This window comes from Sphaerospermopsis kisseleviana CS-549, from assembly GCF_028329225.1.
Classification (GTDB): domain Bacteria; phylum Cyanobacteriota; class Cyanobacteriia; order Cyanobacteriales; family Nostocaceae; genus Sphaerospermopsis; species Sphaerospermopsis kisseleviana.
In genome coordinates, this window is sequence record NZ_JAQMTI010000154.1 from 1 (window position 1) to 11,095 (window position 11,095).

Genomic DNA, 11,095 nt, shown 5'->3' on the forward strand with positions numbered 1-11,095 from the left:
AATATCTAATATCTAATATCTAATATCTAATATCTAATATCTAATATCTAATATCTAATATCTAATATCTAATATCTAATATCTAATATCTAATATCTAATATCTAATATCTAATATCTAATATCTAAAATGACACCGATTGAATTATTAATTTTAGCATTTGCAGGAATTATAGCTGGGATTTTGGCAGGTTTTTTGGGAATTGGTGGAGGTACAGTTTTAGTACCTTTATTAATTAGCTTAGGAAACGAATCTATCCAAGCAGTAGCTACCAGTAGTTTATCAATTGTCATTACCGCATCTGCTGGAAGTATTCAGAATTGGCGCATGGGTTATCTGGATATCAACAATGTTTTAAGTATGGCTTTACCAGCCTTAATAACTGCTCAAATCGGTGTTTTCTTAGCTAATTTATTTCCTGAATATTTGTTATTATTTACCTTTGGATTATTATTAATTTCCAATATTTATTTAGTTGATCTGAGAAAAAAAATAGTTGCTAGAAAAAAAATACAAGAAGAAGGAAACCAAGATCAGGAATTTGTAGAAGAAAATAACGAAACTAATACTAATGTTCATAAAATTCAAGAGTTTTGGCATAGAATTATCACAGGTGGTACTGGCGGTTTATTAGCAGGTTTATTTGGAGTTGGTGGGGGGATAATTATGGTCCCTTTGCAAATTGTCTTACTCAATGAAAATATTAAAAAAGCTATTCAAACGAGTTTAGGAGTCATAGTTATTACCGCTATTTCTGCAACTGCTGGCCATGCTTATTCAGGTAATGTTTTGTGGTTAACTGGCGCAATTTTAGGATTTGGTGGTTTATTAGGAGTACAATTTAGTACCCGGTTTTTACCAAAATTACCAGATAAAGTAGTGAGTTTAGCTTTTAGAAGTTTGTTGGCTATTTTATCTATTTATATATTTTGGAAAGCTTGGCAAAGTTATTAAGTTTGATGTAAGCATTAATCCGTCAGCTATCAGCCTTCAAAGCTAAAATACACACAATGAACACAAATGCACAGAGTGTAAACCTGAAAAGCTTTTAGCACTGTCACCTGTCACTTATTATACTTAAAACTACCAAAATTTCAGGAACAGAGAAAAATGTTACCCATTGCTACTACACTAATTATCGAATATGAAGAATAATTAAGAGAAAATAGTGTTAGCAAAAATATGATGATTTTGGCTCAAAGTTTAACAATTGATTGGGTTTTAGTAAATAACTGCGTCAAGTTCGCTCTTTGGGGTGTTTTCTCCCTCTTACTTGCGGAAATAATTAGAGATAGTTATCATGCTTTGTGTCATCAAGTTACTTGGCTGGCAAAATGGCATAATAAACATCATGCAGCTTACCGTCGAGATTTAACATTAGTTTCTCAACAAGCTTACTTAGATTCCCAGTTGTATCACGACATAGTTGAGTCAATTATACTGCTAGTTTTATTAATCACAGTTGCTTTAGTTTTCAGACAATGGGGTTTATGGTTAGGTGTTGCTTATGGTGGAACTTTTTTATATGGTGCATCTTTGCGATATTTCCAAGGTACAATAGACACAGATTACAATCATTTACCAGGACCGTTAGCAGCAACTCCTTCTGTGTGGTTTGTGAATAGAACATATCATTGGCGACATCATTTTGATGATGTAAATGCTTATTATAGTGGTGTATTTTCTCTGGTGGATAAAATATTAGGAACAGGACTTTCTTTAAAAGGTAAAACCGTTGCTTTAACTGGTGCTTCTGGTGCTTTAGGAAAAGCATTAACCGCAGAATTAATCAAGCATAAAGCCAAAGTTATTGCTTTAACAACTAACCCAGATAAAATAGAGGAACAAACTGGTTTAAAAGTGATGTTTTGGGAATTGGGAAATGAAGAAGAATTAAAAGCCAACTTGCAAAAAGTTGATATTTTAATTATCAATCATGGAGTGAATGTTTATGGCGATCGCACATCTACAGCAATTCACAATTCTTATCAAGTTAACACTTTTTCCGCTTTGCGGTTAATAGATATATTTTCTGCAACTGTCACCGGACCTGATGCTAAAGCGACTAAAGAAATTTGGGTTAATACATCAGAAGCAGAAGTTTCACCAGCTTTAAGTCCTTTATATGAAATCAGCAAAAGGGCGTTAGGTGATATCATTACCCTCAAACGTTTAGATGGAGTTTGTGTAATTAGAAAATTGATTTTAGGACCATTCAAAAGTCAACTTAATCCATTCGGTGTGATGTCAGCAAATCAAGTTGCTAAGGGAATTTTGTTTTTAGCAAAACGGGATTTTAGAAATATTATTGTCACAGTCAACCCACTAACTTATTTACTATTCCCCATCAAAGAATTTAGTACATGGTTGTACTATCGTGTTTTTAGTCAGAAGTAATAAGTAGGGTTTGCTGAAAAAGTCTTTTCGTGGAGACAGGGAACAAGGAACAGGGAACAGTTTTTTCTCGTTCCCAGTCTCTGACTGGGAATGCAATTATAGAGTCTCCGAATCTAAATTTTACTACAAAAGGGACAGTCTTTAATCATTCATTCCCATCAAAATATTTCAATACAAGATCCCCTAATTCTTTTTTCATTTTGGTTATAAACGATGAATTAGTTTAATAAGTCGAGTATCTGAGTTTTATTAATTCCGATTCAATTACAATTCTTATAATTGAAATTGGCTAAGTAACCAAGCACAAACTTCAGATTGACTGCTTTCACGACTACGACGTAAAGCTGTTTCTAAAACTGCAATTTTTAACCCAGGTAAAACCCGTGATTCTTGAATACGTTTACTACCATTATCTGCTATGGCATAAGCGATAATTTGGGCGTTTTGTACATCTATTACCCAATATTCAGCAACACCTAATTCTTCGTAAAGACTGCGCTTTGTTCCTAAGTCATCTAATAAAGATGTTTTAGCAATTTCAATGACTAAATCTGGTGCTGGGTAGTGATCTAAATTAACAATTCCTGTACCTGTGGCGATAGTTTGGGCGCGTTCTTGGAGATAATAAGCTACATCAGGTTGACAGTCTTGAATACCTTGTTTACGAAAAGTTGTGGTATCTAAACCTGTAGCTAAAATTCCTTTAATAGTGGCAAATAAAGTGACAGCAAAAATAATTATTACATGATCTTTTCCATTATCAAAACTAACTGGTGGCATTTCTAGCCTCATGTATCCTTTATAATAGTAACTTTTTCCCGGTTTATTAAGTAAGTTGGTGGTTATTTGTTCATACTCATTCCAAGAAGTATAAACCCATGTATCTGTAGGTATTTGAGTTTGTAAATTACTCATTTTCTCAGTCTCCTGAGTACATAAATATTTGTAATATCCCTAACTTTTTAGATGTATTAATCATTTCTAGGACTTACGCAAGGTGTGACTCAAAGCCTTATTCTTGCGTAGGGGTAATTCATGAATTACCCCTACTTTCGTTCCCTTTTGCGTAAGTCCTGATTTCTAGAAACGATGAAAATAGAAGTCGGGGATCTGAATAAAATGTTGGGTTTCCTTGCGTCAACCCAACCGATCGCTTGACATTCAAGACAGTCGCTACTAATTAGAATTTACCTGCAAATACTCTTTCTGCTGGTCCTGTCATATATATTTTATTGTCTACTTCGGACCATTCAATTTCTAACTCTCCTCCTGGTAATTCTATGGTAGCAGCCCGATCGCATTTATCATTTAATACTCCTGCAACCAAAGACGCACAAGCACCAGTACCACAAGCTAAGGTAATTCCCGCGCCTCTTTCCCATACCCGCATTTTTAAATAATTACGGTTGACAATTTCAATAAATTCTGTGTTTGTTCTTTGGGGGAAAACGGAATGATGTTCAAATTTAGGACCAATGCTTTCTAAGGGAATAGCTGCTACATCATTTACAAAGGTTATACAGTGAGGGTTTCCCATACTCACACAGGTAACATTCCAAGTATGATCCGCAACTTCTAAAGGTACATTAATTACTTTACTGTCCGTAGGTGCAAGGGTGGTAGGAATTTCCTGTGCTAATAATCGGGGTTGACCCATGTCTACTTTAACTTGTCCATCATCTGTAAGTTGAGGTGTAATTGTACCAGCTAAAGTATGAATGGTGTAGAAGTCTTTGGTGCGGGATACACCTTCCAACTCAGTCAGGAAAACCGCTAAACAGCGAATACCATTACCGCACATTTCCGGTTCTGAACCATCAGAGTTAAAAATTCTCATGGTGTAATCAGTGCCATTTTGCCCAGGAAGTGCGAAAATAACACCATCAGCACCGATACCAAAATGGCGATCGCATAATTTGACAGCTTTTTCTGGTGTAATGACCGGTGTTAACGAGGAACGATTATCAATCAAAATGAAATCATTACCTAAACCATGATACTTAGTAAATTCTATTGCCATTTTCCCCTAGATGAATTATCAAAGATAAGTTACTACTAATTTAAACATTTAAAATTGGTAACGGGTAATGGGTAATTGGTAATTGGTAATTGGTAATTGGTAATTGGTAATTGGTAATTGGTAATTGGTAATTGGTAATTGGTAATGGGTAATTGGTAATTGGTAATGGGTAAGAATAAACTTTTGCCTCTTGCCTCTTGCCTTTTGCCTTCTTACTGTCACCTGTCACCTAATTACTCTTCCCCTGCTTCCAGGATGCGTTGAAATAGATAACCAGTACCTCTAGCAGTAAGTATCAGTTCTGGGTTGCTGGGGTCATCTTCTAATTTTGCCCGTAACCGGGAAATATGTACATCTACTACGCGAGTATCTACATGGCGTTCTGGTGTGTAACCCCAAACTTCTTGTAAAATTTCAGAACGAGAAAAAGCCTCTCCAGAACGACTAACTAATAGTTCTAATAAGCTAAATTCCATGCCGGTTAAGCGGATGCGTTCATCCCCTTTGTAAACTTGGCGTTTATTGGTATCTATCCTGATGTTTCCAACATGAATCACTCCAGAACTGGGAATACCACTAGCACCAGTTTTATCTACTCTGCGTAAAACTGAGCGAATACGCGCTTCTAGTTCTTTGGGAGAAAATGGCTTAACTACGTAGTCATCAGCGCCTAATTCTAGTCCGGTGATCCGATCAGCTACATCACCCAAGGCTGTTAACATGATGATGGGAACATCGGATTCTTTGCGTAGTTCTTGACAAACACCGTAACCATCTAGCTTTGGCATCATCACATCCAAAACTACCAGGTCTGGTTCGGATTTGTGAAAAGTTTCTAAGGCTTCTTCTCCATCACCTGCTGTCACTACATCATAGCCAATCATGGAAAGGCGTGTTTCCAAAATCCGCCTAATGCTTGCTTCGTCGTCTACTACCAGGATTTTTTCTTTATGACTTTCCAAGTTTCTTCACGCTCCCTAACTAAATTTTTAACATTATGAATTTTATTACCATAATATTAAGATATCATTGCATCAGTTAATCTGAAAAAGCTGTAACTACTACTATTATTTAACTTGAGTTTTTTCTAAAACTTAAACAAAAATTAAGATTCTTAAATAAAAATTACCCATGGCAAAGCCCAAAACTATTTTTATATGTAGCAAATGCGGAGCCGAGTTCTCCCAGTGGTTCGGCAAGTGTGCAAATTGTGACACTTATGATTCTTTAGTGGAAGAGAATGCTACACCTTTTGGAGTAGATATACCCAGTCGGGGGGGAGTAGGGAACTGGCACGCTGCACCAGGGGGAATTAAACCCAGCAGCAGTAAACCCGCTAAACCAAGGGCTTCTCTGACTTTCGATCAAATTAGCGATCGCCAAATTGCTCGGTGGGAATCCGGTTATGGCGAGTTAGATCGGGTACTTGGTGGCGGTGTTGTCCCTGGTTCGATGGTTCTCATCGGTGGTGATCCCGGTATTGGTAAATCTACTCTCTTACTGCAAGTTTCTAACGAATTATCCCAAAGATACCGTATTCTCTACGTTACTGGTGAGGAATCAGGACAACAGGTAAAATTACGCGCTTCTCGTTTGGGAATGTCTAAACCGATCAATGTTGTCACTGAAGAAAATTCGGAGAACGAAGAAGAAGTTACAGATACCGATAAAGTATGTAAAAATACAGAAGAAATTATAGAACATCATACCATTGGTTCTGATTTATATGTCTTACCAGAAACGGATTTAGAGGAAATTTTGCGGGAAATTGATTCTCTCAAACCTAATCTGGCGGTGATTGATAGTATACAAACTGTGTTCTTCCCAGCTTTGACATCTGCACCCGGTTCAGTAGCGCAGGTGCGGGAATGTACCGCCGCTTTAATGAAGGTGGCAAAACATGAAGATATTACAATGTTAATTGTTGGTCACGTTACTAAAGAAGGAACTATCGCAGGACCGAGGGTTTTAGAACATTTAGTAGATACGGTTTTGTATTTTGAAGGCGATCGCTTTGCTTCCCACAGATTATTAAGAACTGTTAAAAATCGTTTCGGAGCTACCCATGAAATTGGTATATTTGAAATGGTGTCTAATGGATTAAGGGAAGTACCCAATCCTTCAGAACTGTTTCTGGGAAACCGCGACGACCCCGCACCCGGTACAGCTATTGTAGTGGCTTGTGAAGGAACAAGACCGATAGTTGTAGAATTGCAAGCTTTAGTTAGTCCTACCAGCTACCCTTCACCCCGACGCGCTGGCACGGGGATAGATTATAACCGCTTAGTGCAAATTTTAGCAGTATTAGAAAAGCGGGTGGGGATACCCATGTCAAAATTAGATTCCTACGTTGCATCTGCGGGGGGTTTGAATGTAGAAGAACCTGCGGTAGACTTAGGGATTGCGATCGCCATTGTTGCCAGTTTTCGAGATAGAATAGTTGATCCCGAAACAGTATTAATAGGGGAAGTAGGTTTAGGGGGACAAGTGCGATCGGTTTCCCAAATGGAACTGAGGTTAAAAGAAGCAGCAAAACTGGGATTTAAACGAGCGATAATACCCAAAGGTCAAAAGTTTCCTGATTTAAACATAGAAATTTTACAAGTTTCTAAAGTCATAGATGCCATAATTGCTGCTATTCCTCATCAATCTTTGGAAGATATTGATTTAGAAACAGATGAAAAAGATGAGGATGAATAACAAATATCCGCGTTCATCTGCGTTTGATGTTTATTCAACGAACCACTCCAGACACAGAGTTTTGATCCCCGCTAAAAATTTTAATTTTTTCCTGTTTTAAGGGAGATCAGATTTTTTAACTATCAATCAATAACTAATTTTAAAACTTGATCCCATTCTGGCATTTTTAACCCAAAAGTATCAGAAAATTTTTGATTATCTAACAAAGAAAAAGCTGGTCTAGATGCAGGTGTAGGATATTCTGGAGTAGTAATAGGAATTAACCGTTTTAATTTACGTTCATTATTGGGAAAATCATCATTAAAAATCGCCTTCGCAAAACCATACCAGCTAGTTTTTCCACTAGGAGATAAATTATATATTCCTCCTTTATTAGCCAAAAAATCAGTTAGGTTATTTTGACCTTGAGTAATAACTTGTGCTGTGATTTCTGCAATCATTCTACTCCAAGTCGGTGCGCCAATTTGATCATCAACTACTTTAATTTCTTCTCTTTCTTTTGCTAATTTTTGCATCGTTAATAAGAAGTTTTTGCCACGCAAACCATAAACCCAGCTAGTACGGAAAATAATATGATTAACACCGACTGATGTAATTGCTTCCTCACCAGCTAACTTAGTTTTACCATAGACATTTTGGGGATTTTTGAGTTCATCTTCTTGATAAGGAAGACTGTTATTACCATCAAAAACATAATCAGTAGAATAGTGAATTATAGCTGATCCCAAACGTTTAGCTTCTTCAGCTATAATACCAGGTGCAACACCATTAATTGACATTGCTAAATCGGGTTCTGATTCTGCTTTATCCACCGCAGTATAAGCAGCAGGATTGACAATTAAATCTGGTTTTATATCCCTAATTGTAGCACTAATTGTATCTGGTTGTGCTAAATCTAATTGATTTCTTCCCACAGAAATAACATCACCCATAGTCATTAAAGTACGTTGTAATTCCCAACCCACCTGGCCAGAAACACCAGTTAATAGAATTTTCATTGATAAACCTCCGCTTCTGAAAATAACTTACCTACTTTATCCTTAGTAGAAATAATTGGTTCATCTTCAATCGGCCAAGCAATAGCTAAATCAGGATCATTCCATAAAATAGTGCGGTCATATTCTGGTGCATAATAATCAGTGGTTTTATACAAAAATTCCGCATATTCAGAAAGCACCAAAAAACCATGAGCAAAACCCGGTGGTATCCACAATTGATGTTTATTTTCTGCTGATAAATGCACACCTACCCATTGACTAAAAGTAGGAGAACTTTTTCGCAAATCAACAGCAACATCAAAAACTTCACCAACTACAACTCTGACTAATTTTCCTTGTGGTTGTTGAATTTGATAATGCAACCCGCGTAACACATTTTTCACTGAACGCGAATGATTATCTTGAACAAAATGAGGTAATATTCCGGTTTTGTCTAAAAAAACTCTTTCATTAAAACTTTCATAAAAAAACCCCCTTTCATCTCCAAAAACTTTAGGTTCAATTAATAGCACATCAGGAATTTCTATATTTATAATCTTCATCAAATTCTCCTTTGCTCTAGGTTTAATTATAGATCACCGACTTCTTTTATTGATTGTGTACAAAAATTATAAATTGATCTTAGAAGTCGAGGACATAATTTTTTTATATCATTTCTCAATTAAAAGTAATTTCATCTTCTAAAATTCGTCTTAAATAAAGACCATAACTACTTTTACCCATAGACTCAACCAAATAACTAAGTTGTTGAGTATCAATATATCCTTGATAATAGGCAATTTCTTCAATACAAGCTATTTTCAATCCCTGTCTTTGTTCTAAAGTTTGGATAAAATTACTAGCTTGATGTAAAGATTCATGTGTACCCGTATCTAACCAAGCATATCCTCTTCCTAAAATTTCTACCTTTAATTGATCTTGCTTTAAATAAGCTAAATTCACATCAGTAATTTCTAGTTCACCCCGTGCAGAAGGTTTCAAACTAGCAGCTATTTCTGTAACTTGGGAATCATAAAAATAAATTCCCGGTACTGCATATTTTGATTTAGGACTTTTTGGTTTTTCTTCAATACTAATTGCTTTACCTGTACTATCAAATTCAATCACACCATAACTTTCAGGGTGAGTGACTTTATAACCAAAAACTAAACCTCCATTTTGCAATTGAGCAGCACGGGTTAAAACTTCTGTGAAACCATGACCATAAAAAATATTATCTCCTAAAATTAAACATACTGAATCATTTTTGATAAAATCTTTTCCCAAAATAAAAGCTTGTGCTAAACCTTCTGGTTTTGGTTGTTCTACATAACTAAACTTTAAACCCCATTGACTACCATCTTTTAGCAATCTTTGAAAAAGAGGTAAATCTGTGGGTGTGGAAATAATCAAAATTTCTCTAATTCCCGCTAACATCAACACTGATAAAGGATAGTAAATCATCGGTTTGTCATAAACAGACATTAATTGTTTACTCACAACTTGTGTTAATGGATAAAGTCTTGTACCCGAACCACCTGCGAGAATAATACCCTTCATTTTACCATCCTTATACAGCGAATTAATTATTACTAAATAAATCCTAAATAAATCCTAAATAAATCCAGGACTTACGCAAAATAAAACGGAAGTGGGGGGAATTCATGAATTACCCCTACTCCTTTAACGACTTTCGTAATTTTTCTGAATCCAGTTTTTATATTCTCCTGTAAAAATAGATTCTACCCAAGCAGAATTATCAAGATACCATTGCACAGTTTTTAACAAACCACTATCAAAATTTTCCTTGGGTTGCCATCCTAATTCTTTGGTGATTTTACTACAATCAATAGCATAGCGGCGATCATGTCCAGGACGATCTTTAATAAAGGTAATTAAAGATGAATATTGAAAATTCTCTTTGGGTGCTAACGTATCCAAAATTTCACAAATTTTATTCACAACTACTAAGTTAGTTTGTTCATTCAATCCCCCAACATTATAACTTTCGCCAATTTTACCTTCCTTTAAAACCAGATAAATAGCATCACAATGATCACTTACATATAACCAATCCCTAATATTTTGACCGTCACCATAGATAGGTAATGGTTTACCATTTACAGCATTGAGAATCATTAGAGGAATCAGTTTTTCAGGAAACTGTAACGGTCCATAATTATTAGAACAATTAGTAGTTAAAGTAGGTAAATTATAGGTGTGATAGTAGGATCTAACTAAATGATCTGCACTAGCTTTAGAAGCTGCATAAGGGCTATTTGGTGCATAAGGTGTATCTTCTCTAAAAGCTGGATCTTCTGGATTTAAAGAACCATAAACTTCATCGGTAGATATATGCAAAAATCGGAATTTTTCTTGTTTTTCTGATTTGAGTTTTTGCCAATAAACTTTACTTGCTTCTAATAAATGAAACGTTCCTAATACATTAGTTTGGATAAAGTTAATGGGAGTGAGAATTGAACGATCTACATGAGTTTCTGCCGCAAAGTTAATTACTGCATCTGGTTGATATTTTTCTAACAAATAACTGACTAATTCAAAATTACCAATATCTCCTTGAATAAAAGCATAATTGGGATCATCTTGTAATTCAGCTAAATTTTGTAGATTACTAGCATAAGTAAGTTTATCTAAATTAATGATATTAGCCCACTGATTTTTTCTAGATTGGAGAACAAAGTTAGCCCCTATAAATCCTGCACCACCTGTAACTAATAAAGTTGGCAGATCATTTTTTGGTACGTTTGACATATAAACAGATTTTTCCTATGTGTTATTGTTTGATTTTTAGTGGAAATGTGGTAATTTCAATTGTTGGAATGTCACGGCTAATCATCGGATTACAGCTATTTTCAGGTAAATAAACCACATTTTGATTTAGGTTTCGCGTCAACAATGTAGGGGCGTTCGCGAAGCGTGCTGGAAGCATCAGCATTCGGACAATTAATTATCGGTTTTTACCTAAGACTATCATCCGAAT

Annotated in this window: 11 protein-coding genes; 3 read left to right on the forward strand and 8 right to left on the reverse strand. The window is 35.6% G+C overall.

The features are described 5' to 3' along the window. Window positions 1–129 precede the first annotated feature (129 nt). Together PN497_RS12965 and PN497_RS12970 are read left to right on the forward strand one after the other, a co-directional pair. Window positions 130–954, forward strand: coding sequence for a sulfite exporter TauE/SafE family protein (locus tag PN497_RS12965; RefSeq protein WP_096571789.1), 825 nt, complete (start codon window positions 130–132; stop codon window positions 952–954). A 231-nt stretch (window positions 955–1,185) separates the two neighbouring features. Continuing rightward, window positions 1,186–2,397 carry a bifunctional sterol desaturase/short chain dehydrogenase gene (locus PN497_RS12970; RefSeq protein ID WP_096571790.1) on the forward strand — a complete coding sequence of 404 codons (1,212 nt, stop codon included), beginning with the start codon at window positions 1,186–1,188 and terminating at the stop codon, window positions 2,395–2,397. A 273-nt stretch (window positions 2,398–2,670) separates the two neighbouring features. Here PN497_RS12970 and PN497_RS12975 read toward each other — a convergent pair whose 3' ends face one another. The 4 genes from PN497_RS12975 to rpaB form a co-directional block, all read right to left on the reverse strand. Continuing rightward, a complete protein-coding gene (locus tag PN497_RS12975) occupies window positions 2,671–3,312 on the reverse strand; it encodes a Uma2 family endonuclease (protein WP_096571791.1) in 642 nt (213 codons plus the stop codon). 265 nt (window positions 3,313–3,577) lie between these two features. Then, a complete protein-coding gene (gene dapF / locus PN497_RS12980) occupies window positions 3,578–4,417 on the reverse strand; it encodes a diaminopimelate epimerase (protein ID WP_096571792.1) in 840 nt (279 codons plus the stop codon). Window positions 4,418–4,465: 48 nt separating this feature from the next. After that, window positions 4,466–4,639, reverse strand: a complete 174-nt coding sequence (locus PN497_RS12985; RefSeq protein WP_272110345.1) for an alpha/beta hydrolase — start codon at window positions 4,637–4,639, stop codon at window positions 4,466–4,468. Window positions 4,640–4,650: 11 nt separating this feature from the next. After that, window positions 4,651–5,379: a response regulator transcription factor RpaB gene (gene rpaB / locus PN497_RS12990; protein WP_096570268.1), complete on the reverse strand. Its 729-nt coding sequence runs from the start codon at window positions 5,377–5,379 to the stop codon at window positions 4,651–4,653. A 169-nt stretch (window positions 5,380–5,548) separates the two neighbouring features. Between rpaB and radA the strand changes: the two genes are divergently transcribed. Continuing rightward, window positions 5,549–7,117 (forward strand): DNA repair protein RadA, encoded by a 1,569-nt coding sequence (radA, locus tag PN497_RS12995; protein ID WP_096570270.1) that lies wholly within the window; start codon window positions 5,549–5,551, stop codon window positions 7,115–7,117. 122 nt (window positions 7,118–7,239) lie between these two features. Here the strand turns inward: radA and rfbD are convergent, their stop codons facing one another. The 4 genes from rfbD to rfbB form a co-directional block, all read right to left on the reverse strand. Continuing rightward, complete coding sequence (gene rfbD, locus PN497_RS13000) at window positions 7,240–8,115, reverse strand: dTDP-4-dehydrorhamnose reductase (RefSeq protein WP_096570272.1); 876 nt, start codon at window positions 8,113–8,115, stop codon at window positions 7,240–7,242. Then, window positions 8,112–8,657 (reverse strand): dTDP-4-dehydrorhamnose 3,5-epimerase, encoded by a 546-nt coding sequence (gene rfbC, locus PN497_RS13005; protein ID WP_096570274.1) that lies wholly within the window; start codon window positions 8,655–8,657, stop codon window positions 8,112–8,114. The genes rfbD and rfbC overlap by 4 nt, the downstream gene beginning before the upstream one ends. Before the next feature lie 115 nt (window positions 8,658–8,772). Then, entirely contained in the window at window positions 8,773–9,654 is an 882-nt protein-coding gene (rfbA, locus tag PN497_RS13010; RefSeq protein WP_096570276.1) for a glucose-1-phosphate thymidylyltransferase RfbA, read from the reverse strand. A gap of 123 nt (window positions 9,655–9,777) precedes the next feature. Then, window positions 9,778–10,866 (reverse strand): dTDP-glucose 4,6-dehydratase, encoded by a 1,089-nt coding sequence (rfbB, locus tag PN497_RS13015; RefSeq protein ID WP_096570278.1) that lies wholly within the window; start codon window positions 10,864–10,866, stop codon window positions 9,778–9,780. Between the last annotated feature and the right edge of the window lie 229 nt (window positions 10,867–11,095).

Excerpts from the sequence above, each read along its gene's own strand:
- PN497_RS12965 (WP_096571789.1), top strand. The coding sequence starts at position 130 with ATGACACCGATTGAATTATTAATTTTAGCATTTGCAGGAATTATAGCT.
- PN497_RS12970 (WP_096571790.1), top strand. The coding sequence starts at position 1,186 with ATGATTTTGGCTCAAAGTTTAACAATTGATTGGGTTTTAGTAAATAAC.
- PN497_RS12975 (WP_096571791.1), bottom strand. The coding sequence starts at position 3,312 with ATGAGTAATTTACAAACTCAAATACCTACAGATACATGGGTTTATACT.
- dapF (WP_096571792.1), bottom strand. The coding sequence starts at position 4,417 with ATGGCAATAGAATTTACTAAGTATCATGGTTTAGGTAATGATTTCATT.
- radA (WP_096570270.1), top strand. The coding sequence starts at position 5,549 with ATGGCAAAGCCCAAAACTATTTTTATATGTAGCAAATGCGGAGCCGAG.
- rfbD (WP_096570272.1), bottom strand. The coding sequence starts at position 8,115 with ATGAAAATTCTATTAACTGGTGTTTCTGGCCAGGTGGGTTGGGAATTA.
- rfbC (WP_096570274.1), bottom strand. The coding sequence starts at position 8,657 with ATGAAGATTATAAATATAGAAATTCCTGATGTGCTATTAATTGAACCT.
- rfbA (WP_096570276.1), bottom strand. The coding sequence starts at position 9,654 with ATGAAGGGTATTATTCTCGCAGGTGGTTCGGGTACAAGACTTTATCCA.
- rfbB (WP_096570278.1), bottom strand. The coding sequence starts at position 10,866 with ATGTCAAACGTACCAAAAAATGATCTGCCAACTTTATTAGTTACAGGT.